This is a genomic window from Salisediminibacterium halotolerans, assembly GCF_003814815.1.
In the GTDB taxonomy this organism is placed as follows: Bacteria; Bacillota; Bacilli; order Bacillales; family Salisediminibacteriaceae; genus Salisediminibacterium; species Salisediminibacterium halotolerans.
Window position 1 is genome coordinate 47,537 of record NZ_RKQQ01000004.1, and the last position, 25,261, is coordinate 72,797.

Sequence of the window (25,261 nt, forward strand, 5' to 3'; positions counted from 1 at the left end):
CGCCTCCGGTTTTAAGAGGCGGCTTTTTTTTATCGTAACAGATCGGTATTTGTTGTAAGGCGCTTCAGACGGCATTACGTTCCGCAATACGTCTGATAAGGCGGAAATGAAGCGGGAGGCGGAGCCGTGTATGCTTCTTGCGTTTTGGAATGCGCATACGGATCGGACAGCACATCAAGCAGCTTATACAACACGCTGTAGTCGCCGTCTTCAACCGCTGCATGGAGCGCTTGTTCAACGCGGTGATTGCGGGGGATGACGGCTGGATTACTTTGTTTCATCAGCATCTGCACCGCTTCTTCAGAGCGGTTCTCTTTAGCGAGTCTCGCTTTCCAAGTCTCTTTCCACTCGCTAAAGGCTGTCGATTGCTCGAGCGCCGGTTCCGTCACCTCTTTGAACGTCAATGCGCGAAAAGCGTTGGTGAAGTCGGCTTTTTCAGTGAGCAATATCTCAAGCAGCTGATCGATGAGAGCCCCGTCGCCTTCGTGTTCTTCTTTGAGACCGAGTTTAGCGCGGAAATGAACGAGTCGGCGAGCGTCAAAGCGCGCCATAAATCCGGAGATAATCTGCTGGGCTTTTTCAACGGCGGCTTCTTCGTCTTCATCAATTAACGGCAGAAGCGTTTCGGCAAAACGGGCGAGGTTCCAGCCGGCGATTTTCGGCTGATTGCCAAACGCGTAACGCCCGCCGCGGTCGATCGAACTGAATACGGTTTTCGGATCGTACGCATCGATAAACGCACAAGGGCCGTAATCGATCGTTTCCCCGCTGATCGCCATGTTGTCGGTATTCATCACGCCGTGGATAAATCCGGCCGCCTGCCAGCGGGCGATCAGGTCAGCCTGACGTTCCGCGGTCTTGTCGAGTAAATAGAGATACGGATTGTCCGATTCACTGCACGGCGGAAAATGCCGTTCGAGCGCGTAATCAGCAAGCGTCCGCACTTGTTCAGTTGACCCCCAGGCAGACGCGTATTCAAACGTGCCGACGCGCAAGTGGCTCGCTGCTGTCCGCGTTAACACAGCCCCCGGTTCCATCGTTTGCCGGCGCACCTGCTCGCCGGTTTTGACAACGGAAAGACTTCTGTTTGTCGGGATTCCGAGCGCGTGCATCGCTTCACTGATAATGTATTCGCGCAGCATCGGCCCGAGAGACGCCCGGCCGTCGGCACCGCGCGAATAAGGGGTCGCGCCTGATCCTTTCAGCTGTATATCGATACGGCGTCCGTCCGGTGTGAGCTGTTCACCGAACATCAGCGCCCGGCCGTCGCCAAGCATTGTAAAATTGCCGAATTGATGCCCGGCATAGGCTTGCGCAAGGGGGAACGCCCCTTTTGGCAATGAATTGCCCGCTAATACGGCGACGCCTTCAGCACTTTTCATCACTTCCGGATTGAGCCCGATTTCAAGGGCTAGCGGTTCATTAAAAAGCACGAGTTCCGGCGCAGCAACGGGCTGAACATCGACCGGTGTATAAAACATTTGCGGAAGCTTGGCATAGCTGTGGGTGAGATTCCACCCCGCCGTTTTATTTAGGTCGTTCGTCATGATAGCCTCCTTAATCTTGTGACGGATTGTTGTTTCAGTATATCGCGCTGCGGGGAAGCTTATCAAACAATCGCGTTTGCCATATCGCGTCAAGCTCATTTATGATAAAAGAAATACCGATCTAAAACCGACAGAAACAGGAGACTAAACAATGACTTCCGTCTGGTACAAACGCATATACGAATTGCTGATGCTCGTCTTAGCCTCTATTTCCGTCGGAACGATCTGGTACAGCGGCTGGTCGGACAACGGCTGGATGATTTGGGGAATTTGGTTTGTCTTTTTCACCGACATCTCGATCCGAGCTTGGCGCGCCCGCCATACGTGGCGTTACCTGCTGAAAAATCCATTCGATGTCGTCAGCGTCATACCGCTTGACAGCACATTTTTGTTTGCCCGCTTCGCCCGGTTTATCCGTCTTTTCCGGATGAAATACATCTTGAAACGCTACGCGAGACCGTTACGAGTGCTGGCGGGAAAAACATCGCTCACCGTTTATTTTTCCACGGCAGCAACGATCATGCTGTCTGCGGCGGTTGTGATCTCGCTGATCGGGGATTTTACGTGGTTTTACAGTGCGGAATGGGTATTGATGAATGTGCTGTTCTTTAATTATGAAGAGAATATGGAAAGCGCCTTTCATCTCGGGATTGCGATTATGTTAAAAATTCAAGGGTTGTTGACGTACGGACTTGTGATCAGTCGGGTGATGAACCGGCTTGATCCGCACGTGGAATGGGTGAAGGAATATCCGCACCGGCGTTGGCTGCTGTAATACAAGGAGGAAGAAACGATGAAGAGAATGGCAGTGTTTTGCGGATCAGGGAAAGGAACGGATCCTGTCTATGCTGAAGGGGCTAAGGCGCTTGGCGAAGAACTCGTTCGCCGGGAGATCGGCTTGGTCTACGGCGGGGCAGGGATCGGCTTAATGGGCGTGTTGGCGGATACGGTGCTTGCCGGCGGCGGTGAGGTAATCGGCGTGATGCCGGGTGATCTCGTCCAGCGGGAAGCGGCGCATACCGGATTGACGGAACTGCGAAAAGCCAATTCGATGCACGAGCGAAAGGCGGAGATCAGCGCGTTAGCTGACGGTTTTATTGCGCTTCCGGGCGGACCGGGGACGCTCGAGGAATTTATGGAAGTGTTCACCTGGGCGCAGCTCGGCTATCACGTGAAACCGTTTGGACTGTTAAATATTGCGGGCTATTACGATCCGCTTCTGGCGATGTTTGATCAGATGAATAAGGAAGCGTTTTTACAAAACGCTCATCGGGAATTGGTTTTACAGGATGCATCGGCAGACCGATTGGTACAGGAGCTGGTTGAAAGGAGCTGAACAAACCGATGAGCGAGGGATTATGGCGCCCGGTTTACCTGGCTGGATCGTTAATTTTGCTGCTGGCGGCATGCGGTGACGGAAACGATAACGCCGGAGTGGATGAAGAAAATGACGAAGAGAATACCGCGGCGGAAGACGGCGGGGAAGACAAGCGCGATATTACGGAGCTTACGGCAGAAGACTGGGACGTTGAGACCGTCGCCAGCAATTTAGAGGTGCCGTGGTCGCTCGCAATCGCGGACGATCTGTATATTATGCCGAGCCGTGACGGTCACATGATCGAAGTCCAAGACAATGAGACGGAACAGACGGAGCTGGAAACCTCGGATCCGATCGCCCATGAAGGCGAAGGCGGGCTGCTCGGGTTTATTTTAGCGGAGGATGAGAGTGAGAACCTCCGCGGATTTGCTTACTATACGTACAGCGGCGAAACGGAGTTAAAAAACCGTATCGTCGCGCTGGAAAAACAGAACGGAACGTGGGCGGAAACAGATATCCTGCTCGATCAAATTCCCGGTTCGGGGATCCATAACGGCGGGCGGCTCGCCCTCGGACCCGACGGTTATTTGTACGCGACAGCAGGTGACGCAAATGTCCCCGACTTAGCGCAAGACAAAACGAATTTAGCCGGCAGCATTCTTCGTATGACACCGGAAGGCGATGTTCCGGAAGATAATCCGTTTGACGATTCATATGTATACAGCTACGGGCATCGCAATGCGCAAGGACTTGCGTGGAACAGCGAGGGAGAGCTGTACAGTTCCGAGCACGGTCCGACCGCCCAAGACGAAATCAATATCATCGAAGCGGGAAAAAATTACGGTTGGCCGGAAATTGAAGGCGATGAGTCCGTGGACGGACTTGAAGATCCGGCCATTCACTCTGGCAATGAGACGTGGGCGCCGTCCGGAACAGCCTTTTATGAAGACGTCCTGCTCGTGACGGGTCTCCGCGGCGAAAGCCTTTATGCGTATGCTGAAGAGGCCGGTGAGATGGCAACGGTTTTTGACGGTGAAGGTCGCTTACGCGATGTGAAAACAGACGGCGAGAACGTTTATTTGTTAACGAATAATACGGACGGACGCGGCAGTCCGGGAGACGATGATGACCGTCTTTTACGCCTTAGCATTGACAAATGACGGTATCGCTTTCCTTGCAAAACGAACAAGGGTCTGTAAGTGAAGGAGTGTGATCATAATTAGCACCGTGCTTCTGTCTTGGCCGTTCCGACCGTTTTGGCTCCTTATTCCGCTGGTCATTGCCGCGGTACTCATAGTTTTGTTATATGTCTTTCAAGATCGGCTGATCTTTTACCCGCAGTCGATCGCAGAAGATGACGCGGAAGCGATCGCAGAGCGTTACGATCACGTAAGTGAAGTTAGCTATCAAGTTGATGATGAAAAACATGTTCACGGCTGGCTGCTCGACCCGCAAACAGAAAACGGCGAATCCGAGGGACTGTTGATCTATTACGGCGGCAATGCAGAAGAGCTTTCGGCGCAAATTCCGGAAATGTCTGCTGAGCTGCCGTCGTGGTCTGTTTTGCTCGTGAACTACCGCGGTTACGGTTTAAGTGACGGCGCGCCGTCTGAAGAAGCGCTTTATAATGATGCGCTGTTGATTTTTGACGATATTAAGCGGCGGATGGATCCTGAGCCCCCGCAGACTGTATTGATGGGGCGAAGCATCGGCACCGGGGTGGCTGTGAAAGTAGCATCTGAACGGCCGGTTGACGGCACAATTTTAATATCGCCGTTTGATTCGTTAAAAGAAGTCGGCCGCCAGCATTATCCGTTTCTTCCCGTCGGCGCATTGCTCCGTTACGATTTTTCTTCGGCTGAACGCATTAACGCCGTCGGTTCACCGATTTTGACCCTCAGCGGCAGCAATGATTCAATTATCCCGAAAGAACGGACGCAAGAGTTGATCGAAAAAATCCGCTTGCCGCACCGGCACGAAGAGATTGCCGGACGCGGACACAACGATATACACCTTGATGCGAAGTATTGGGAGACGATTCATGAGTTTTTGGATGCGGAGTGAAAAAAGCAGATCATCAGGTCTGAATTGGATACGGACCATCGTCATTAGTCCCGGGCGCTCCCGGGGCTTTTTTCTATGAAATCGATTAAAGCCGTTTTTTCGACGGGCGGAATTGGTAAAATAGATGTATAAGAAAAGTCAGAGGAGGCTAACGATGGAATGGATGGATACAAACCAAGATGCGCAAAGGCTCCTTGACCGCAAACTGGCTCGCGATGTCGCTTCTGACAGCGGTTTAATTCTCTTGCGCGAAGGAATGGCCGTGACGGCCGATCACCTCAAGATGCTTATTAAGCACGGTGTTGAAAAAGTAGCCGTCTCCGGACACGCTTCGTTTCTCGATCAGCTTGATGCGAAATGTAAAGCGCAACACGCGGCGTTTGTTGCGGCGTACCGTGATCAGTACAACCAGCTTCAAGCTCTCTTCAAAACGGCCGGCCGGCCCGGTGAAGAAGAACTGGCGAACGTGCTGAACTCGTTTGAGACGCTTGCAGCCGAAGCGCTTGAGAGCTACAGCTTGTTTGAAGTTCTCCAGCAGCTCGAAGGCCATGACGGGTACCTTCTCCGCCACAGCATTCATGTCGGAATCCAATCCGCATTCATTGCCAAATTTGCCGGAAAAAGCCGCGATGAGATTCTTACGTTCGGCAAAGCCGGGCTGCTCCACGATATCGGTATGCTGCAGATGCCAAAAGCATTATTCGAACAAAGCCGCACGCTGTCAGAGGAAGAATGGAACGAATTGAAGTCTCATCCGGCTAAGGGCGAGCAGCATCTGGCTGAAACAGATGTCGGCGGCGCCGTGTTCGAGGCGGTGCGCGACCATCATGAACGGATGGACGGATCCGGTTATCCAAAAGGAAAAACGGCCGACGAAATTTCTGAAGCGGGGAAAATCACGGCTGTTGCCGATGTCTTTGACGCCGTTTCCTCTGACCGGGTTTACCGCAAAAAAGCGAGTCCGATTGCCGCGCTGCAGGAAATCAGCAGGGAGGTGTTTGCCGGGCGGCTGTCAGCTGAACACGGCATGCGCTTTATCGATTGCATGTCGAGCATGTACAACGGGACGGATGTTTTATTATCGGACGGCCGGCTGGCAAAAATTGTCCGCTTGAAGGCGACCGACTTAAGCAATCCGCTTATCAGTATCAATAGAGAGGTCGTCGATTTAAAGCAGCTTGACGGCGTGTGGATTGCCGACATTGCCGATCCGCGCCTGCTGACGCATCAAGGCAGCTGATATACGCGAACTGGCGAAGGCGGTTTTCTTGTTTCAGAACAAGAAATTAGGTTGTAAACAAACGATTATTTTGACGTCAGCCATGAATCCACTAACCTCCGCTTGCCCCGGGCAAGGACTCAGCTAGTATTCGGCGGCCTCGGGCCGACGAATCCGGATCTTCGTCTCTTGCTTTCCCGGAGGCGTCGGAGGAGTGGATGCATGGCTTCCTTTTTATGAATACACCCGCTTCAAAAAAAGACGATGACCCAGCATCCCGGCTTTTTCCTGCGGCGATGGAAACACGGCGAGGTCTTGTCGAGCCGGCGTCGCAGTGATACCTTCAGGTGAAAGAAGCCGGATGATGCGTAGTCATCCGTTCCTTTTAATATGACATCGATCGATGTCATGACTTTGTCTGCACTCTGTTTTCTTGTTTCAGAACAAGAAATAACGGAAATGGGAACGGAAAGTTTAGTTATTTTTTGGAGGCGATACGATGATTGCTGGATTAAATCCGTATATTATCTTGAGCGGACGTGCAAAAGAAGCGGTCACCTTTTATGAGCAAGCCCTTGGCGCGGAAGTTCTCGGCGTGCAGACGTTTGGCGAGATGCCGGAAGACTCGGACACCCCGCTCCCGGAAGACGTGAAAAAACAGGTGATGCACGCCCATTTACGTATCGGCGGTGACGATTTGATGTTGTCAGACGGTTTTCCGGGACAGCCGGCGCAGGTCGGTACGCATATCGTCTTAGCCGTGAACGTCGATTCGGCGGCCGAAGCGGAAGCTGTTTATGAACGGCTTGCCGAACGGGGAGAACAAGTGATGCCGCTGCAAGAAACCCCGTTCAGTCCGGCTCACGGTCATGTGAAAGACCAATTCGGCATTACCTGGTATGTGACAGCAGCCGGAGAAGGGGCGCAGTAAGCAAATCTCTGTGCTTTTTAATCGGAATAACTGTTTTTATCAAGCGTTAGTCTTTTGCTCTTGAACTGGACAGTGCCGACATTTTTAATCGTCAAATTGATGGGAGACCATTGAATCGGCAGGTTGGAGAATTTACAGGAGCCTCCCGGTTCTTTAAGAATAATCAGTCCGTTATGATCGCCGATAGCAGCGAAATGTTTATAGGCGCGGCCGAGTATCGGCAATCCGAAGGCCGTCAGTTTATTAGCCGAGCGCACGACATTGTCGCATACGGCGGTGACTTCGCCGATCTTAAGAAAGTCAGCCGCAGAAAATTGCGGTTTAAATCGGCTGCCGGTATCGTTTGCGGCGGTCAGTTCGACAACATTTCCTCCGGGATCACGAAAGTAGAGCGATTTTTTCTTATGCCCGGGGAAGAAGATGTCGTCGTAACCGCCTTTGTTATGTAAAAACATCCGCAGTCTAATCCACTCTTTTGCTTGAAGAGAAGATTTTTCGGGAATACGGACAGTGTAATGGCAATGAGAAACAGCTAATTGTTCAGATTGGACAAATGTCAACGCCGTAGCGCCGAAATAGACAGTAAAACGATCGGAGGCATAAGAGGCAGCTTCAGGAAGCTGAAGGGTGTGACGGTAAAAGTCGTACATTTGCTCCAATTTGTGGGTTTTGAGGACGAGGTTTTGAAAGTTCATAGCAACATTCTCCTGACTGGTTTCAAATTTTTCAATGTTGGATCTTCTCGGGGAATACCATTCGCGATGTATAGGCAAGGAGGAAATCATGACATTTTATCATTACGCGCTGTTTATTTTTCCGGCGGCAGCAGCTGTCTTGGGGGCTTTAGGTTACGTCGTTTTCCGCAACCTGTATCTCATGCCTTTGTTCGTGTTGCTGATCTCCGCTGCAGGAGCGTTTACACTTTTCAATACAGGCTTTTTAATCGCAGCGCCTATTTATATGGTGATTGCCTGGTTTGGCGGGTCGGCTGTCATTTTAATTAAGCGCGGGAGAGGTGAGTCGTGGTGAAAACATGGAAACAAGATGTTGTCATTCAAGCGCCGATAGAACAAGTGAGCCATTATTTTGAAGGCGGTCTGGCTGAGCGGCAAAAAATCATGCCGAATGTAACCAAACATGAACCGGTTGCCGTGACTGAAAAAACTGTCGGCAGTGTCTACCGGCAAGCTTATCAAAAAGGGAACCGGACCGAAGAATATGATGTACATATAACAGAATACTATAATAGTTGTGAGAATAAAAGACTAGAAGAGAAATATATTCTCGGCGGAATTTTTGAAATTACAACACGATACGAATTGGAAAAATTGGATGAATCTAAAGTGCAGATGACGTATACGATGACGAATAAGCCGCTGAAATGGTATGTAAAACCGTTTCTTTTTTTCGCATCGCATAAAGTGGTCGATACGTTTGTCAAGGTCGTTAAAACCGTTGCTGAACAAGAAACGGCAGCCGAACGAATAAATTAACAATGCCGGCAGCTGACACTGCGGGTCGAGGAGGCGGAGGTAGTGAACTGGTATATTCATGTGCTGCGGAATTTTAGTAATTTTCACAGCAGAGCACGGCGAACAGAATATTGGATGTTCGTCTTAATCAATTTTCTCATTTTGTTGGTGCTGAATTTTATAGAATCGGCTCTCGACTTGCCGACGGTGCTGTCTTCTTTGTACTCGCTGATTGTCTTTCTTCCCTCATTGGCCGTTGCCGTCCGCCGTTTGCATGATACGGGACGAAGCGGTTGGTGGATTTTGATTAATTTGGTTCCGTTTATCGGGCAAATTGTCTTTTTGATTTTTGTTATTATCGATTCAGAACAGCAGGAAAACCGTTGGGGACCGGTCCCGAAATAATTTTTAATTGTTTTTAGAGGGGAAAAGCGCCGGTGAACGTTATTCAGCCAGGCCATTTTTGATTGACACCGCTTTTCAGATGAGATAAGGTTTACGATGATTATTATAAACTAAATCCGCTAAACGATTTTGTGTTTGGCGGGCGAGGTTCTAGCCCAACCCTCGATAAAAAACTAAGGAAAGACGCATCCTTAGCCAGGGATGGGTCTTTTTTTTTCGGGCAAACCGGAGGTGTTTGCAAATGAACGAAGCGAAAGAAAAAGCCGTCGTCGTCTTTAGCGGCGGACAGGATAGTACGACGTGCCTTTTTTGGGCATTGGAGCATTTTGACGAAGTGGAAACGGTCACGTTTGATTACCAGCAGCGGCACCGCAAAGAAATTGAGACGGCAGCGGCGATTGCCGAGGCGCAGGGCGTGCGCCACCATCTGCTTGATATGTCGCTTTTACACCAGCTGGCGCCAAACGCTTTGACCCGTGACGATATCGCTGTTGAACATAAGGAAGGTGAATTGCCGTCGACGTTCGTTCCGGGACGCAATCTGTTGTTTTTATCGTTTGCAACGATTCTTGCCCGGCAAATCGGCGCGAAGCATGTAGTGACCGGTGTGTGCCAAACGGACTTCAGCGGGTATCCGGACTGCCGCGATATGTTTATTAAATCGCTGAATGTCACGCTGAATTTGTCGATGGACGACGAGTTTGTGCTGCATACCCCGCTGATGTGGCTCGACAAAAAAGAGACGTGGGCACTTGCTGATGATCTCGGCGTCTTAGAGACGGTGCGCGAACAGACACTGACTTGCTATAACGGCGTTCCCGGCGACGGCTGCGGCGAATGCCCGGCGTGTGAACTGCGCAGACGCGGCTTGGAACAGCATTTAGCGGCAAAGGAGGAATCGCGGTAATGTACGGCTTTGAGATTGTCGATAAGCTCGAGAAAATCGATGAAGATATTCAGCGCGATCAGCTGAAGTATCATTCGAAACGCGTGCTTGTCAGTAAAGAATTTACCTTTGATGCAGCGCACCATTTACACTGTTACGAAGGGAAGTGTAAAAATCTGCACGGCCACACGTATACCGTCGTTTTCGGAATCAGCGGCTATACCGAAGCGACCGGTCTGATGATGGATTTCGGCGATATTAAAGAAATTTGGAAAGAAGAAATTGAAATCCATCTCGACCACCGCTATTTAAACGACACGCTGCCGAAAATGAATACGACAGCGGAGAACATGGTCGTCTGGATTTATGAAAAAATGTCTGACGCTCTCAAACGGCGCGATACCGGGCAACAAGAGCGGGTCGAATTCGTCCGGTTGTTTGAGACGCCGACAAGTTATGCGGAAGCGCGGCGGGAGTGGATGGAACTTGAGTAAACTGCCGGTCTTAGAAGTGTTTGGTCCGACGATTCAAGGCGAAGGCATGGTGACAGGACAAAAAACGATGTTTATCCGCACAGCCGGCTGTGATTATGCCTGTTCCTGGTGCGATTCCGCGTTTACTTGGGACGGCAGCGCGAAAGACGATATTAAGCAGATGACGCCGGAACAGATTTGGCAATCACTCAAGGAAGCAGGCGGCGTCCGGTTTTCACACGTCACCATCTCCGGCGGCAACCCGGCGCTTTATCCGCAGATGGGCGACTTCGTGCGGCTTTTGCACGAACAGCGGATCGACGTTGCCCTGGAAACACAAGGGAGCCGCTGGCAGGATTGGTTTGTCGAGGTTGATGATTTAACCCTTTCGCCGAAACCGCCGAGTTCGAACATGACGGCAGATTTCGAAAAACTCGATCTGATTGTCGCTCGGCTTATCGATGCGGGGCGGCAAGCGCATGTGTCGCAAAAGATCGTCGTTTTTGATGAAGCGGACTACGATTTTGCCAAACAGGCAGCGAAACGGTATCCGCAGCTGGATACGTATTTGCAAACCGGCAATCCGGACGTCGAGACCGCTGATGATGAAAAGCTCCGAACAGATTTACTCAGCCGCTATGAAGCGTTGGTCGACCGGGTGATGGCAGATGAGGAGATGAACGATGTCCGCGTTCTCCCGCAGCTTCACACGTTGCTTTGGGGCAATATGCGCGGGGTGTAACATAGAAACAGTTTCCACTGAACAGAACTTGCAAATTCATGACGATTGCAGTATGCTGACACGTAACAGGATATCCACTAGGGGAGCCGATAAGGCTGAGACAGATGAGATCTGGACCCTCTGAACCTGACCTGGGTGATACCAGCGGAGGAAAGTGGCGCATACGATACGGCCGTCCGGCCTGTAACGTTGCTTCTCTTTCTCCGGAAATGAGAAGCTTTTTTCGTTTCCGGAGGTGGGTGTCCTTCATATTATTATGAAGGAGTGAAGGAAATGAAATTTTCTGAACAGCTGCGAAAGGAAGCCGATCCGATTTTTGAAGCGATTTTTAAGCACCCGTTTATCGAAGGAATCGCCCGCGGCGACGTGCCGAAAGAAGCGCTCATTCACTACGTCAAACAAGACTACGAGTATTTAAGCACGTTTTGCCGGATTTACGGGCTCGCCGTGTCACAGTGCGAGTCGCGGGAAGACATGATGTTTTTTCAAGAACAAATCGCGTTTGTTTTAAACGAAGAAGTTCATCCGCATAATAATTTTTGCGAGGTTGCCGGTGTGAATTATGACGATCTCCAGCATGCGCCGCTTGCCCCGACGGCGCATCACTATACGCGTCACATGCTGGAAGCGGCTTCGAACGGTTCGCTCGGCGAGACGCTGGCAGCCTTGGCGCCGTGTCCGTGGACGTATTGGGAAATCGGCGAGCGCCTCACAAAAGAAGTCAAACCGGGAGCGGATCATCCGTTCGCTGAATGGATCTCGTTTTACGCCAATGACGAAGTCGCGCAGATCACGCAGACGTTCAAAGACAAAATCGATAAGTGCGCAGAAAAAGCGAGTGAAAAAGAGCGCGAACAGATGATGGCGCATTTTTTAAAAAGCACGCAGCTAGAGCACCAATTTTGGACAATGGCGTACGAGCAGGAAACGTGGCCGGTTGAGACGAAGCATCCGACGCTTGCGATAACGTCAGAATAAGCCCTCTCCCCCTGAACAGCCGATGTTCAGGGGTTTTTGTGCAAACTGCTCATTCCGGAAGTTGAAAATTGGAGCATTTGTTCATGGCAAACGAGCTGTCCTGCGGTAAAATATGGTTCACATTATAAGGAGGTGCCTGCATGAAAACGGATATGAATTTTAGTACACCAGCGTTGGCAGACTATATTGCGAAACTGTCTGCGATCGGCCGGACACATAATCACGGAACGACACGGCTGTTGTACAGTGAATCATGGATGCAGGCGCAAGAACAGCTCGCCGCATGGTTTGCCGAGAGCGGACTGACGGTATCGTATGATGATATCGGCAATCTTTACGGTCAAATCGCAGGAACAAGGGAAGCTGATCTGCAGGGCTTTCGGGGCTGCGTGTGAATTTCACATCAAGATTTACGATTTTTACATCTTTTCTTAACATGTCCTTAACAATAAACGGGTACAGTGGAGATGTACGATGCACGATGTGAAAAAGGAGGGATCTGCAAATGATGGAAATGCGCGCATTATTTCTCGATGTTGACGGCACGCTGTTAGCGCCGGACGGAACATTGAACACGGTGACAAAAGAGGCGGTGTCTCAGCTTCGCAATCAGGGCGTGAAAGTATTTTTGGCGACCGGGCGTCCGTATGAAGGGACGGTTGCGCTTCATAAAGAGCTCGGGTTAATGACGCCGATGATCTGTTTAAACGGCGCAGGAGTGTACAGTCCGTCATCGATTATTCCGGCAGCATCCCGTTCGATTAAAATCAATCCCAACGCTGTCCGCGGCTTTGCGAATACGCAGACGGACAACGTGATGATTCATACAACGAAAGGGCTCTACTGCCGGAAAATCGATGACGAAATCCGCACTTGGACCGAATCGAGCGGCATCTCACCGCTCGGCGTCGGGCCGATCGATCAGCTGCCGGACGAACCGATTTTGAAATACAGCTTTCGTACGAAACAAGGGATGTCCCCGCTCGCGGAACCTTACGGCTACGGCAACAAGGTGATTCAGTGGCAGGACGGCTTTGAAATTCTCGCTCCGCACGTATCAAAATGGTCGATGATTCGCTCGGTGCTGCATGCATACGGCATCCGCCGCAGCGAGACGGTCGCGATCGGCGACGGTCCGAATGACGTGGAGATGCTTCGGTTTGCCGGCACAGGTGTGGCGATGGGCAATGCGGCTGAAAAGATTAAAGAAGCGGCTGATACGGTGACGCTGTCGAATGCGGAAAATGGCGCAGCTGCGTACATGACGAGCCGGCTCGTGCGCAGCCGGGTTGTGTAAAAAAACAGCGGGCAGTAAGAGGAAAAGCACTGCTGTTCCTCTTAGCTTGTTGATTAACAAAATTTTGACGTAAGCCATACAGCCACTAACCTCCGCTTGCTTTTCCTAGAGGCGTCGGAGGAAGTGGCTGTATGGCTTCTTTTTTATCAATACACTCGCTTCAAAAAAGAGGATGACCTAGCATCCCGGATTTCTCCTGCGGAATAGCGGTGTTATTCTTCTTTGTCTTCGGCTTTTTGTGCGAGCGCTTCGGGGATCATTTCGAAGCCTTCGATCACGGTGTTTTCCGGCACTTCAAGCATGAGGTGGAGTTTGCCGTTCATCTCGATTTGCTTGACGTATTTTAAATCTTGCGGGCTGATGGCGATATCGGCAACTTTCGTTTTGATTTTAATCGATTTTGACGTGTATTTCGGCACGACGTTTTCGGCTTTAAGCTCATATTGCTCGTCATCGATCACGGTTTTAAACGCGTCGCGGACTTTTTCGCTGTCGACTTCTTTGACGCCGCTCGATTGGAGCACGTTTTCGACGTCGCGGCTGTCGAGCGTGCGCGGTTCATCTTCCTCGTGTTCTTCGACGGCGCGGTGAATTTCTTCATACACGTTCGCGAGCGTCTCGGTGTTGATTTTTTCGCCGGCGGCTTCTTTGACGATTTCTTCAAAGACAGCTTTGTCTTCTTGCGCAGTCATCACTTCTTCGGCTGTTAACACGTCGGCGATGAAGTCGGTATCCGGTTCATTCGCTTTCGCCGCAGCGTAAAGAATCCGGTTGACATCGGCGGTGCCTTCGTGAAAAACCGGGAAGAGAAAGCCGGCGATCGGCGCTTGCAAATTGATGATCGGATCGACGACGATATTGTATTTGAACTCTTTTTCGACATAGTCGAAGAGGAGTTCTTTTTTTGGATCCAGGGTCTTATTTATGCTGCAGAGGATAAACGGATTGGCATACACCGCGTCGCGGTCGCTTTCTTCTGTCATCCCGCCGCCTTTTTTCACCGGCCGGTTGTATTCGCCGCGAATGAACGTAATGACGATATCGAAGTCGTACGTTTTGTTCGCGAGCATTTTTTGGACGATTTTCTCCATCTGTGCGGTCCAATCAGCGGACGCATCGCTTAACAGCCCTTGGTGGAGCGTGAGCTGACTGCTGTCGTCAGCGTCTTTTTGAAACGCGAGTTCAAACAGTTTCTCATCGAGCTGGCCGGTGAGCACCTTTTTGAAATTCGTCATAAACATCTCTTTTTGCTCATCTTCCAACAGTTCAAACGGCATCGTTTGCTGATGGTAGATTTCATCCGTCTCTTTCATGACGTAAGCATTGGATATATCCGTGACGGTTAATAAATCGTTATCAAGCTTAAACTGATTGCGCATATGCGCGATATCTTTTTTGTTCAATCCACTCACTCCAACTTTTAAGTAACTTTTTCTGACGTAGTGATTTTAACACACGATAGGCTGCCGGCGAGAAAATATTGATAGTAAATTTTTCTTTAGAAGTGTTTGACATATAAATAGTAATATATTATTATTTAGGTATCTCATCGCAACCGACGGGTTGTGTATCTACCAAAGACTGCAGGATCTACTAAAACAAGGCCTTAGTGCCGGAATTGATCCTGCGGGATCAAAAGGGAGTCACTTTTTAGTGACTCCCTTTTTTCATACATATAAAAGGAAAAAATAGTATTATCACTGTGTATAAAAGATTAATTAGGAGGGTTTCGGATGGCGAATTACACGTTTGGGTTGGATATTGGGATCGGTTCCGTAGGTTTTGGAGTGATTGATGAAGATATGAATATTATCGAATCAGGAGTGAGGTTGTTTCCTGAAGCGGATGTTTCAAACAATGACGGCCGTCGAGCGAAAAGAGGAGCAAGAAGATTGCAGCGCCGGCGAAAACATCGAAAAGAACGCCTAGTGAGGCTTTTGCAGAATTACGGTTTTGATACGGAGCAAGTATCGGAAGAAAACCCTTATGAACTGCGGGCAAAAGGTTTGTATGAACCCTTGAATCAAAATCAACTGATAGCAGCATTGTACCATTTAATTAAACGCCGCGGCGTACATAATGTTACAGCCGATTTAGACGATGAAAAAGCCGCTGATGATTCGCTGTCGACAAAAGATCAAATCAAAAACAATGAAAAACAACTGCAAGAAAAATACGTTGCTGAACTTCAGTTAGAACGATTACAAGAAGATGGCGAAGTTCGCGGACACAAAAACCGGTTTAAAACAGAAGATTATGTAGAGGAAGCAAAAAAACTGTTGGAAACGCAGCAAACAACGCATGGAAAAATTGATGATGCTTTCATAAAACAATATATTGAGCTGCTGGAAACCCGCCGTGCTTATTATGAAGGACCTGGATTCGGCAGTCCGTTTGGCTGGGAGCAAGATACGGAGAAATGGTTCCGGCAAATGATGGGGAAATGTTCATACTTTCCAGAAGAAACCAGGGCGGTTAAAGAGTCTTATAGTGCGCAGCTCTTCAATGTGTTAAATGATTTAAACAACTTAAGTATTACGCGTGACGAGAATGACAGGTTAACAGAGGAAGAAAAAGCAGAGCTTTTGGAAAAAGTATTTAAAGCAAAAGGGAATCCTACCTTAAAAAAGATTGCAAAAATCGTCAAAGTTAAGGAAGAAGATATCAAGGGATACCGAATTGACAAGAAGGGCAAGCCGGAATTTACGGTGATGAAAATTGCGCAGGAATTAAACAAGATTGATGCCAATTTGATGCAAGAACCTGCAGAAACGTTAGATCAATTGGCGGAAATCGTCACAGTTTGGCAAGATTTTGACAACAAGCTCGAGAGAATAAAGACATTGGATTTGAACTATTCGGAACATACATTGGCAAAGCTAGCCGAACTGAATTTTGGCGGAACTCATGCCCTTAGTTTGAAAGCGATTCAAATGCTGCTGCCTGATCTCTGGGCAACGAATAAAAATCAAATGGAGCTGTTTACTGAGTACGGTTTGAAACCGAAAAAAATTGAACTGAAAGGCAAGAATAAAATCCCGCATGATTATATTAACGATTTGATCTTATCTCCGGTAGTTAAACGAGCGTTTGTTCAATCGATCCGGATCGTTAATGCATTGATTGAAAAACACGGTGAACCGAGGGAAATTGTCATTGAGCTTGCGAGAGAGAAAAACAGCAGTGATCGAAAAACATTTTTGAATAAAATGCAAAAACAACACGAGGCGATTAACAAACAAGTTCGCGAAAAACTCGATGCGATGGATCTAGTAGAAAGGGGCGGGATGTTTGATAAATTGCGCTTATGGCATTTTCAAGACGGACAGTGTCTGTATTCGCTTAAGCCAATTGAGCTTGAAGATTTAATCAACAACCCTTCTCGTTATGAAATCGACCACATTATTCCTCGTTCGGTATCTTTTGACGATTCGCAAGCAAACAAAGTATTAGTGCATACAGAGGAAAACCAGAAAAAAGGGAACTTAACCCCTTATCAGTATTTGAAGTCCGGGAACGGCGAGATTACTTACGAAAAATATAAATCGCATGTACTGCAGCTGGCAAAATCATCGGAAAAAATGTCGAAGAAAAAGCGCGAATACCTGCTCGAGGAACGAGATCTAACGAAATATGACGTACAAAAAGAATTCATTAACCGTAATTTAGTTGATACGCGTTATGCGACGCGCGAGATTATGACACTCTTGAAAGCTTACTTCAAAGAAAATGAGAAAGACGTGATTGTAAAACCGATCAACGGTTCATTTACAAACTATTTACGTAAATTGTGGGGCTTAAATAAAGATCGGGATGAAGATTTTAAGCATCATGCTCAAGACGCACTCGTTGTTTCGATGGCTGGTTATTTACTTGAACATAAAGATGATTTCAAACAACAAAACTTGATGATTGACGAAGAACGAATTATTGATAAAGAAACGGGCGAAATTATGAATGAGAAAGATTTCGCTGCATCATTTACAGAACGCATGAATAAAGTGAAAGAAATTAAAGAGTATCCGCATTATAAATATTCTCACCGTACCGATCAAAAACCGAACAGACAGTTGATGAACGATACGATTTATTCGACGCGTGAGACAGATGAGGGAGAATATATCATAGGTAAAATGACTGATCTATATGACCCTGATAATGATAAAATCAAAAAGCAGTTTCATAAGTCACCAGAGGCTTTCTTAATGTTTGAGCACGATGAAAAAACCTTTGAAAAACTGACGACCATCATGAAGCAATACGATGAAGCGAAAAATCCATTAGCTGCTTATTATAAAGAAACTGGGAATATGCTGACGAAATACAGCAAAAAGGATAACGGACCGCCGGTGAAATCATTGAAATACCGGTCAAAAAAGTTAGGGGAACACAAAGATTTGTCGCATAAGTTTGATGGAAATGACAAACGAGTCGTTACATTGTCTTTAAAACCTTACCGGATGGATGTTTTTTATGAAGATAACCGGTATAAATTTGTTACAGTTCGGTTTGATGATTTACACGAGTTAAAAAACAAATATTTTATTCCTGAGAAAATCTATCAAGAAAAAATGGCTGAAAAATCTATAGAGGATTGGGGAAGTTTTCAATTCAGTGTGTTTAAAAATGATATTTTGCGATTAAGCGGACAAGTATATAAGTTTATTGGAGTGAATGAAGATAAGCGAAATGTAATTGAGTGCGATCTTATCAATCAGAAGTCTGATAAAAGGTTAAGAATGACGGTTAAAAAAGAAATTGCCGATTTTCGAAAATTTAATACTAACGTGCTAGGTGATCATTATGTATCAAACAATGAAAAACTCAAGTTAGAAATCCAAAAATAGTTTGGAGAGGAGGGAGTCAATGTCTTGGAGGGTAGTTCATATCACGAATGTTGAGCAGATGTCCCTTCATTTAGACAGTTTGAAGATTAAGCGCGGTGATGAAGAACTGAAAATTCCATTGGCTGATATTTTTTCCGTGATTATTGAAGATTTAACTTGTAAGTTGACGAGTCGTTTGATGGTTGAATTGTCGAAAAACAATATTCTTGTATTAATTTGCGGCCAACAGCATTTGCCGGAATCACAAATCCTGCCGATATCCGGGCATTTCGGCCAGCATAAACGAATGATTCAACAGTTAAACTGGAATGAAGACCAACAGGCGGAGTTATGGGGAAAAATTATTGGTCAGAAAATTTATAACCAAGCGAGAGTGATGGAACGTAACCAGATTGAACAGCAACGTGTGAATCGGATGTATAATTTAATCTCTGAAATACAGCCTTGGGATCAAGAGAATTGTGAAGCGCAGGCCGCGAGATTGTATTTCAACTCATTTTGGGAAGGTGAGTTCAGCCGTAATGACCCTGATAAAATCGAGAATGCGGCTTTGAATTACGGCTATGCGATTTTTCATGCAGCCTTAGGTCGAACGATTACGGCAAAGGGCTTGTTACCGGGGTTGGGGATCTTTCATAAAGGGGAACGAAACCCGTTCAACCTTGCGTCAGATTTAATTGAGCCATTGCGGCCGATTGTTGATGCTTTTGTTCTTGATAACCCGCCAGAAGATTATTTAACTAAAGAGTACCGATTGCAATTAATTAATTTGCTACACGCGAGAGTTATGATCGACGGAAAGCTGCAAACCGTCATTCGAACGATTGATATTTATCTGGGCTCAATCATCGAATATTTCGATACAGGCGGAAAACTGGAAAAATTGAAAATACCGAACACCCATAAGATGAAACTGTATGAGTTATAGATTTATGCGTGTATTTATTATGTTTGATCTGCCTGTAGAAACGAAAGCCCAGATTAGAACGTACACGAAATTCCGCAAACAATTGATACAAGACGGCTTTTTAATGATGCAGTATTCGATCTATATCAAATCATGCATCAATAAAGATGCCGCGAATCAAACCGTCGCAAAAGTCAAAACGTATTTACCGAAGGACGGTCACATTCGCGCGATGATTATTACGGAGAAACAGTTTGAAAAAATGATGATTCTTGTTGGTGAGGAAGATAAAAATATCGAGCTTCTTGGAGATAATCGCACGATTGAGTTTTGAAAGGAGTTGACTTTTATGCCTTGAAAGATTCGTTATGCCGAGCAAGAATTAGATATCAATATCTCCTCGTACACGTGTATATTGGATAACTATACGTTCAATGAAAGAGGCATGCTCGATTTGTTGACGGAATACTTTCAGCCTCGGAGCAAAGTGAAAGAAGAGATGCGTGTCTCAGATTTAACATCTGACCAGGATTTGACCCATCATCAACATCAAATATTTAAAATGAGCAATATGGAGTTGCTGGAAGAAACGCAGCTTGGTGCAAAAACGTTGCTGAAAACGAGACTGAAAGAAGATTTATTGAATGAATTAGAGTTTGAAGGGTACGTCCAAACAGTTAACAGCTTGTTAGAAGATTTGGTCGAATTAACGTCTTCTGATTTGCCCTTATATGTCAAGAAATTAGATGCGGAAGCGATCATTAAACTTCTGGGTGTCGATTTTGGCCTTGCTGAAGATGAATATGATTACGGTTTTTTGTTCAACCGTTTAACAGTCATTCTTCCTGTTATTGAAAGAACAATTTTAACAAACGCGAAAACATCACCAATCTTTGTTTATTATTACCCCGAGCATTTATTGAGTCCCAGGCAGCAAGTAATGTTCAAAGAGTATTTACTGCAAGTTTCTGAAAAAATGAACGTTCTTGTTTTGTCTAAATCGCGATATTTTCTATCCGATGAATTGATGGGAAACAATGTGATTGCGAACGGAAAACAAATTATAACCGAAGATTTTCTCGAAGAGCTGGAATGGCGTGCTCCTGTTAACTATTCGATCGATCAGCTAAAGCAATCATGTACCGATTTACTAAAATCCTATGCGATGAATTTTGAAACGTTTCCGGTTATATCTAACTGTAAGTTAGCTGATATTCATGTCTTTGCAGAAGCGGATCTTTATGTAATTATTGAGTTAATGGAAGAATTTAATTTTGAATATGCTCTGGAAATCAATTATCAAAAGCTCTCGCGGCCGGTTTCCAAGTATGTTCAACAATTTGAAAGGAGGTGATGAAAAATTTTCACGGCAGGTTTTAGTACCCTGCAGTTTTAGGTAGATATGAGATTTTATGTTGGATGAGGATATGTTTCAGGACGTTTTAGTACCCTGCAGTTTTAGGTAGATATGAGATTCACAGGCGCTAGACGGATGCACAACGGTGGTTTTAGTACCCTGCAGTTTTAGGTAGATATGAGATACATTGTCACCGTAAGCTTTCTCCACTTCTGTTTTAGTACCCTGCAGTTTTAGGTAGATATGAGATTTCCGGGTGGAGATAATATTACTCTAAGCAGTTTTAGTACCCTGCAGTTTTAGGTAGATATGAGATTCTGCACTTTCGTAAGTTTTTAATCATGATGTTTTAGTACCCTGCAGTTTTAGGTAGATATGAGATACCGGAACGTGAAACAGGTGATTGCGAAAGGTTTTAGTACCCTGCAGTTTTAGGTAGATATGAGATCATCATCGAAGGCTTCTTGAAACTCCTGTAGTTTTAGTACCCTGCAGTTTTAGGTAGATATGAGATGTATTCCGATTCCTTTTCCTGTTGCGACCCGTTTTAGTACCCTGCAGTTTTAGGTAGATATGAGATCATTTTCCAGCGCCTCCAATAACAACGCCGGTTTTAGTACCCTGCAGTTTTAGGTAGATATGAGATCCGAACTTGAGTGTATTTAATGATCTGGAGTTTTAGTACCCTGCAGTTTTAGGTAGATATGAGATAACGTGAAACAGGTCATCGCGAAAGAGGGTGTTTTAGTACCCTGCAGTTTTAGGTAGATATGAGATACCAGTCTAACTGGAATTTAGTGCTCGAAAGTTTTAGTACCCTGCAGTTTTAGGTAGATATGAGATACAAATACATGTTCTTCCTTTTCCTTCTTTGTTTTAGTACCCTGCAGTTTTAGGTAGATATGAGATATATATCGAACTTAGAGATGAATTTGTCCAGTTTTAGTACCCTGCAGTTTTAGGTAGATATGAGATAAAGTTTGTGCGCTTGAATACGCGGCTCAAGTTTTAGTACCCTGCAGTTTTAGGTAGATATGAGATTCGCAATCTCACCGGCCCGTAACGAAAGCGTTTTAGTACCCTGCAGTTTTAGGTAGATATGAGATAAAATAAACTCGAGATTCGTATAATAAGTAGTTTTAGTACCCTGCAGTTTTAGGTAGATATGAGATATTTAAACGCTGATTATACGTTTGAAATTGGTTTTAGTACCCTGCAGTTTTAGGTAGATATGAGATGAGTGTTCGTGCAAAAGGAACGACACACGGGTTTTAGTACCCTGCAGTTTTAGGTAGATATGAGATTCTCTTGCCGCCTCTACTAATTCCCCTTTAGTTTTAGTACCCTGCAGTTTTAGGTAGATATGAGATGAAAAACTTGCGGGGTTGCAACGGAAATCAGTTTTAGTACCCTGCAGTTTTAGGTAGATATGAGATACGTAAAACTAATGCCTCGCAAACTAAACGGTTTTAGTACCCTGCAGTTTTAGGTAGATATGAGATCACCTGCCTTTTTTGTACGCTTCGAACGCAGTTTTAGTACCCTGCAGTTTTAGGTAGATATGAGATTCGTGTTAAAAGTCTTTGAGTTGATGGATGGTTTTAGTACCCTGCAGTTTTAGGTAGATATGAGATCTCAGATGCATAATGGCATCTTTAGAGACGGTTTTAGTACCCTGCAGTATTAGGTAGATATCAGATTTAAGTGTTGAAATTTAAAAAAGACGTACATTCAGTTTTAAGACGATGACCTTCTAATACAACGGTCATCGTCTTTTCTCTATCTGCTTCTCTGAAAAAACACTTGGTCATCGATATTCCGAGTGCGTTTTCACAATCTTTTTTTCCAAAAAATGATATGATTTTTACATGAAGTTTTAAATTGGGGTGAGTGTGATGAAGCGTATTTGGGTGAATGGGTTGCTCGCTGTGTCGGTCGCGGGGTTGGTTATGTTCGCCGGCAGTTTCGTATATGCATTGGCGGACGAGGCGTTAGCGGGCAACAATCCGTCTGCTGAGGAGCGTGTCGGAGGTGCGTTGCCGGAGCGGCAGTTTGCGATGCAGCCAATGGCGATTGGCGATAATGACGGCGATGCTAATGCTGAGACAGCAGAGGACGGAACGGTGCAGCTTCTCGGCCTCGGCGATTCGCTGACGAGCGGTATGGGCTCTTCAGACGGCGAGGGTTATCTTCGTTATGTCGAGGAATCTTTTTTTGAGAGCAATGACTTGGAATTGACGGTGACGAATGCAGCCGTTGACGGTCACCGCACGGAAGATGTTTTACGGGATATCGAACAAGCGGATTTAAACGGGCAAGTGCGTGCTGCGGATGTGATCGTAATGACGATCGGCGGCAATGATTTGTTTCAAGGCGGACAAAGTTTACTTAATGATGATCCTGAGTTGAATGAAGATGCGCTCGACGATTTTTTAGTGAATCTTGACGATCTTTATGACGAATTAATCGAGCTAAATCCCGAGGCGCGCGTCTATCACATCGGGATTTACAATCCGTTTCGGGAATTCGGTTTGTCTGCAGCCGATGACCAATTTGTCCGCGAATGGAATTATGCGACGCTTGAGAGCGCCGCGGAGTATGATCAAGTCACGTATGTTCCGGTGGAAGACATGTTCGAAGAAGACGTCGGAGCTTACTTATCAGGAGATTTCTTCCACTTAAACGATGACGGCTATCAGCGCGTCGCGGACCGGTTAATGACTACTTTGCGCTGGCCGGAAGAGGAGGAAACGTCATGACGGAAGAACGGCCGGTTTTGTCAGTGCAAAACGTCAGTAAAACGATCGAAAAGACGCCGATTATTCACGATCTGTCGTTTGATTTGTATCCGGGCGAAGTGTTTGGGTTTCTCGGTCCGAACGGCTCGGGGAAAACGACAACGATCCGGATGATTGTCGGGCTGATCAAACCGACGGAGGGGGCCGTCACGATCAGCGGGCACGATGTGCAAAAACAGTTTGTCCAAGCGATGCAAAATATTGGGTCGATCGTCGAAAACCCGGAGATGTATGATTATTTAAGCGGCTGGGAGAATTTGAAGCAGTATCAGCGGATGATTCCGGGGATCACAGAGAAACGCATGCATGAAGTGATTAAACTCGTCGGCATGACCAACCGGGTGCACGATCTCGTGCGGACGTATTCGCTCGGCATGCGCCAGCGGCTCGGGATTGCGCAGGCGCTACTGAACGAACCGAAAGTGCTGATTTTAGATGAGCCCGCGAACGGTCTCGATCCGAAGGGGATCCGGGAAATGCGCGAATTTATCCGCACGCTTGCGGAAGAGGAAGGCTTAAGTGTGCTTGTCTCGTCGCACTTACTGAGTGAAATACAGCTGATGTGCGACCGGGTGGCGATCATTTCGAAAGGGAGGATTTTAGCGGTTGACCATGTCGATGCGCTCCTGGCAGAAAAAGGCCGGGTTATTTGGCAAGCGTCGCCTGCAGAAAAAGCACGGCCGATTATCGCAAAGCACCTGCAAGTGATCGAAACTGCTGAACAGCAGCCGGAAGCCGAGCAAATCGTGACGCTCGATGATCAATCCGATTTGGCGATCGTTAATGAAGCGCTCGTCGCGGCCGGCGTGAAGGTACATTTGATCGAACGCCGGCTCCCTTCGCTTGAAGATTTATTCCTCGATCTGACAGGCGGTGAATCGATTGATTAACTTGATTTATAATGAATGGATAAAGCTTGTCCGAAAAAAACGGTTTTACGTCGTCGGACTGATCGTTATTTTATTTATCGGCATGTTTGCGTACGCGCAGCTCGTCCAGGAACGAAATGCGGAAGAGCGCTTCGGATCTGACGTTGCTTGGGAAGAGCAATTAGAAGAGGAAATCGGCAGTCTCGAATCGCGTCTGGAAGACACAGAAATGCCGGAAGGGTTTGCCGAGAACTTTGCCGCGCAAATTGAACAGCAGCGCGTGTACCTAGAAGAAGGCGTGAATCCGAACGAAACCGGGGCGGCGATGTTTTTGCGGATGTTTTTAGATAACTCCGGGGATCTGTTCATCCCGCTTCTCGTCGTCGTCGTTACTGCTGATCTTGTCTCTTCGGAGCGGAGCAGCGGAACGATTAAGATGCTTTTGACAAGACCGGTCGAGCGCTGGCGGATATTATTAAGCAAGTATTTGACGATGGTTTTATCTGTTTCGTTAATCGTGTTGTTTATCAGTTTGGTCTCCATCGTGATCGCTGGCAGCCTGTTCGGTTTCGGCGGCTGGACGCAGCCGATTATTACCGATTTCAGCCTGAGCTCAGCGGAACTGACGATGATTCCGCATTGGCAATACATTCTCACGGCCGCGGGGCTGACGTGGTTTGCCGCTGTTGCGGTCGGCTCGCTGACGTTTTTGTTATCCGTGTTATTAAAGGGGACAGCTGCTGTGATGGGATTTATGCTTGCAGCTCTCATTTCCGGGACGATTTTATCCGTTTTCGTATCGAATTGGGAAACGGCGAAATACTTGTTTATGGTCAATTTAAATTTAACGAATTATTTAAGCGGGCAGCCGCCGCCGGTCGAAGGGATGACACTGCTTTTCTCCATCGGAGTTCTTTTCGTGTGGGGTGCCCTAGCAACGTTATTAGCGTTCCGGCGTTTTCAGACGATGGATATGCTGTAAACAGGTTGATCGAGTGCAATCCCTCTGAACTGCGCTCAATTGTGACAAAATTAAGAACAGAATGGAAAGAAAAAGTGAAATCAATAATTATATGAAGCGCTTTCATTAAGAATTGTGATATGCTGAACATAATTTAATACATTCTCTTGAGATGATGAGACCGCAGGAA

At 46.9% G+C, this 25,261-nt stretch carries 26 protein-coding genes, 1 CRISPR repeat array and 2 riboswitches; of the genes, 22 read left to right on the plus strand and 4 right to left on the minus strand.

Annotated features, from left to right (window positions below):
- Window positions 1-74: 74 nt before the first annotated feature.
- Window positions 75-1,547, minus strand: a complete 1,473-nt coding sequence (locus tag EDD67_RS08415) for a protein adenylyltransferase SelO (RefSeq protein ID WP_121440282.1) — start codon at window positions 1,545-1,547, stop codon at window positions 75-77.
- A gap of 151 nt (window positions 1,548-1,698) precedes the next feature.
- Between EDD67_RS08415 and EDD67_RS08420 the strand changes: the two genes are divergently transcribed.
- The 5 genes from EDD67_RS08420 to EDD67_RS08440 all read left to right on the plus strand — a co-directional run bounded on the left by EDD67_RS08420 (window position 1,699) and on the right by EDD67_RS08440 (window position 6,169).
- Window positions 1,699-2,322 (plus strand): hypothetical protein, encoded by a 624-nt coding sequence (locus tag EDD67_RS08420; protein ID WP_121440283.1) that lies wholly within the window; start codon window positions 1,699-1,701, stop codon window positions 2,320-2,322.
- A gap of 18 nt (window positions 2,323-2,340) precedes the next feature.
- Window positions 2,341-2,883 (plus strand): LOG family protein, encoded by a 543-nt coding sequence (locus EDD67_RS08425; RefSeq protein ID WP_121440284.1) that lies wholly within the window; start codon window positions 2,341-2,343, stop codon window positions 2,881-2,883.
- A gap of 8 nt (window positions 2,884-2,891) precedes the next feature.
- The gene (locus EDD67_RS08430) at window positions 2,892-4,025 is read left to right on the plus strand and encodes a PQQ-dependent sugar dehydrogenase (RefSeq protein WP_121440285.1); all 1,134 of its coding nucleotides are present in this window, start codon (window positions 2,892-2,894) and stop codon (window positions 4,023-4,025) included.
- 49 nt (window positions 4,026-4,074) lie between these two features.
- On the plus strand, window positions 4,075-4,929 hold the full coding sequence (locus tag EDD67_RS08435; protein ID WP_123875824.1) for an alpha/beta hydrolase: 855 nt from the start codon (window positions 4,075-4,077) through the stop codon (window positions 4,927-4,929).
- 154 nt (window positions 4,930-5,083) lie between these two features.
- Window positions 5,084-6,169 carry an HD-GYP domain-containing protein gene (locus EDD67_RS08440; RefSeq protein ID WP_158638237.1) on the plus strand — a complete coding sequence of 362 codons (1,086 nt, stop codon included), beginning with the start codon at window positions 5,084-5,086 and terminating at the stop codon, window positions 6,167-6,169.
- Between the two features lie 230 nt (window positions 6,170-6,399).
- On the opposite strand, the gene EDD67_RS13915 is transcribed toward EDD67_RS08440, so the two are convergent.
- Window positions 6,400-6,558: a hypothetical protein gene (locus EDD67_RS13915; protein WP_154718766.1), complete on the minus strand. Its 159-nt coding sequence runs from the start codon at window positions 6,556-6,558 to the stop codon at window positions 6,400-6,402.
- An 89-nt stretch (window positions 6,559-6,647) separates the two neighbouring features.
- On the opposite strand from EDD67_RS13915, the gene EDD67_RS08445 reads away from it, so the two are divergent.
- Entirely contained in the window at window positions 6,648-7,079 is a 432-nt protein-coding gene (locus EDD67_RS08445; RefSeq protein ID WP_093072649.1) for a VOC family protein, read from the plus strand.
- A 17-nt stretch (window positions 7,080-7,096) separates the two neighbouring features.
- Here the strand turns inward: EDD67_RS08445 and EDD67_RS08450 are convergent, their stop codons facing one another.
- Window positions 7,097-7,774 (minus strand): VOC family protein, encoded by a 678-nt coding sequence (locus tag EDD67_RS08450; protein ID WP_121440288.1) that lies wholly within the window; start codon window positions 7,772-7,774, stop codon window positions 7,097-7,099.
- A gap of 88 nt (window positions 7,775-7,862) precedes the next feature.
- On the opposite strand from EDD67_RS08450, the gene EDD67_RS08455 reads away from it, so the two are divergent.
- The 9 genes from EDD67_RS08455 to EDD67_RS08495 all read left to right on the plus strand — a co-directional run bounded on the left by EDD67_RS08455 (window position 7,863) and on the right by EDD67_RS08495 (window position 13,332).
- Complete coding sequence (locus EDD67_RS08455) at window positions 7,863-8,108, plus strand: DUF2651 family protein (protein WP_158638238.1); 246 nt, start codon at window positions 7,863-7,865, stop codon at window positions 8,106-8,108.
- Window positions 8,102-8,572 (plus strand): SRPBCC family protein, encoded by a 471-nt coding sequence (locus EDD67_RS08460; RefSeq protein ID WP_242006042.1) that lies wholly within the window; start codon window positions 8,102-8,104, stop codon window positions 8,570-8,572. The genes EDD67_RS08455 and EDD67_RS08460 overlap by 7 nt, the downstream gene beginning before the upstream one ends.
- A 42-nt stretch (window positions 8,573-8,614) precedes the next feature.
- Complete coding sequence (locus EDD67_RS08465; protein ID WP_121440290.1) at window positions 8,615-8,956, plus strand: DUF805 domain-containing protein; 342 nt, start codon at window positions 8,615-8,617, stop codon at window positions 8,954-8,956.
- Window positions 8,957-9,094: 138 nt separating this feature from the next.
- A riboswitch (PreQ1 riboswitch) is annotated at window positions 9,095-9,139 on the plus strand.
- 58 nt (window positions 9,140-9,197) lie between these two features.
- The gene (gene queC, locus EDD67_RS08470; RefSeq protein WP_121440291.1) at window positions 9,198-9,863 is read left to right on the plus strand and encodes a 7-cyano-7-deazaguanine synthase QueC; all 666 of its coding nucleotides are present in this window, start codon (window positions 9,198-9,200) and stop codon (window positions 9,861-9,863) included.
- Window positions 9,863-10,336 carry a 6-carboxytetrahydropterin synthase QueD gene (gene queD, locus EDD67_RS08475; RefSeq protein WP_121440292.1) on the plus strand — a complete coding sequence of 158 codons (474 nt, stop codon included), beginning with the start codon at window positions 9,863-9,865 and terminating at the stop codon, window positions 10,334-10,336. Before queC ends, queD begins: the two co-directional genes overlap by 1 nt.
- Complete coding sequence (gene queE, locus EDD67_RS08480; RefSeq protein ID WP_121440293.1) at window positions 10,329-11,057, plus strand: 7-carboxy-7-deazaguanine synthase QueE; 729 nt, start codon at window positions 10,329-10,331, stop codon at window positions 11,055-11,057. Before queD ends, queE begins: the two co-directional genes overlap by 8 nt.
- A gap of 69 nt (window positions 11,058-11,126) precedes the next feature.
- Window positions 11,127-11,227, plus strand: a riboswitch (TPP riboswitch).
- 103 nt (window positions 11,228-11,330) lie between these two features.
- Window positions 11,331-12,035 (plus strand): thiaminase II, encoded by a 705-nt coding sequence (gene tenA, locus EDD67_RS08485; protein ID WP_121440294.1) that lies wholly within the window; start codon window positions 11,331-11,333, stop codon window positions 12,033-12,035.
- Window positions 12,036-12,175: 140 nt separating this feature from the next.
- On the plus strand, window positions 12,176-12,430 hold the full coding sequence (locus EDD67_RS08490) for a hypothetical protein (RefSeq protein WP_121440295.1): 255 nt from the start codon (window positions 12,176-12,178) through the stop codon (window positions 12,428-12,430).
- A 110-nt stretch (window positions 12,431-12,540) separates the two neighbouring features.
- The gene (locus tag EDD67_RS08495) at window positions 12,541-13,332 is read left to right on the plus strand and encodes an HAD family hydrolase (RefSeq protein WP_121440296.1); all 792 of its coding nucleotides are present in this window, start codon (window positions 12,541-12,543) and stop codon (window positions 13,330-13,332) included.
- A gap of 212 nt (window positions 13,333-13,544) precedes the next feature.
- Here EDD67_RS08495 and EDD67_RS08500 read toward each other — a convergent pair whose 3' ends face one another.
- On the minus strand, window positions 13,545-14,735 hold the full coding sequence (locus EDD67_RS08500; protein ID WP_121440297.1) for a DUF4317 domain-containing protein: 1,191 nt from the start codon (window positions 14,733-14,735) through the stop codon (window positions 13,545-13,547).
- Between the two features lie 330 nt (window positions 14,736-15,065).
- Here EDD67_RS08500 and cas9 point away from each other — a divergent pair, with 330 nt between their 5' ends.
- From cas9 to EDD67_RS08535, 7 genes are all read left to right on the plus strand, one after another.
- Window positions 15,066-18,179, plus strand: coding sequence for a type II CRISPR RNA-guided endonuclease Cas9 (gene cas9, locus EDD67_RS08505; protein WP_121440298.1), 3,114 nt, complete (start codon window positions 15,066-15,068; stop codon window positions 18,177-18,179).
- Window positions 18,180-18,198: 19 nt separating this feature from the next.
- A complete protein-coding gene (cas1, locus tag EDD67_RS08510; RefSeq protein ID WP_121440299.1) occupies window positions 18,199-19,107 on the plus strand; it encodes a type II CRISPR-associated endonuclease Cas1 in 909 nt (302 codons plus the stop codon).
- Window positions 19,097-19,420, plus strand: coding sequence for a CRISPR-associated endonuclease Cas2 (cas2, locus tag EDD67_RS08515; protein ID WP_242006043.1), 324 nt, complete (start codon window positions 19,097-19,099; stop codon window positions 19,418-19,420). Before cas1 ends, cas2 begins: the two co-directional genes overlap by 11 nt.
- Before the next feature lie 120 nt (window positions 19,421-19,540).
- Entirely contained in the window at window positions 19,541-20,440 is a 900-nt protein-coding gene (locus EDD67_RS08520; protein ID WP_123875825.1) for a hypothetical protein, read from the plus strand.
- Between the two features lie 19 nt (window positions 20,441-20,459).
- Window positions 20,460-22,143: direct repeats of the CRISPR family, unit length 36 nt; unit sequence GTTTTAGTACCCTGCAGTTTTAGGTAGATATGAGAT.
- Window positions 22,144-22,338: 195 nt separating this feature from the next.
- Entirely contained in the window at window positions 22,339-23,202 is an 864-nt protein-coding gene (locus EDD67_RS08525) for a GDSL-type esterase/lipase family protein (RefSeq protein WP_121440302.1), read from the plus strand.
- Window positions 23,199-24,131: an ABC transporter ATP-binding protein gene (locus EDD67_RS08530; protein ID WP_121440303.1), complete on the plus strand. Its 933-nt coding sequence runs from the start codon at window positions 23,199-23,201 to the stop codon at window positions 24,129-24,131. The genes EDD67_RS08525 and EDD67_RS08530 overlap by 4 nt, the downstream gene beginning before the upstream one ends.
- Window positions 24,124-25,092 (plus strand): ABC transporter permease subunit, encoded by a 969-nt coding sequence (locus tag EDD67_RS08535; RefSeq protein ID WP_121440304.1) that lies wholly within the window; start codon window positions 24,124-24,126, stop codon window positions 25,090-25,092. Before EDD67_RS08530 ends, EDD67_RS08535 begins: the two co-directional genes overlap by 8 nt.
- Window positions 25,093-25,261 lie beyond the last annotated feature (169 nt).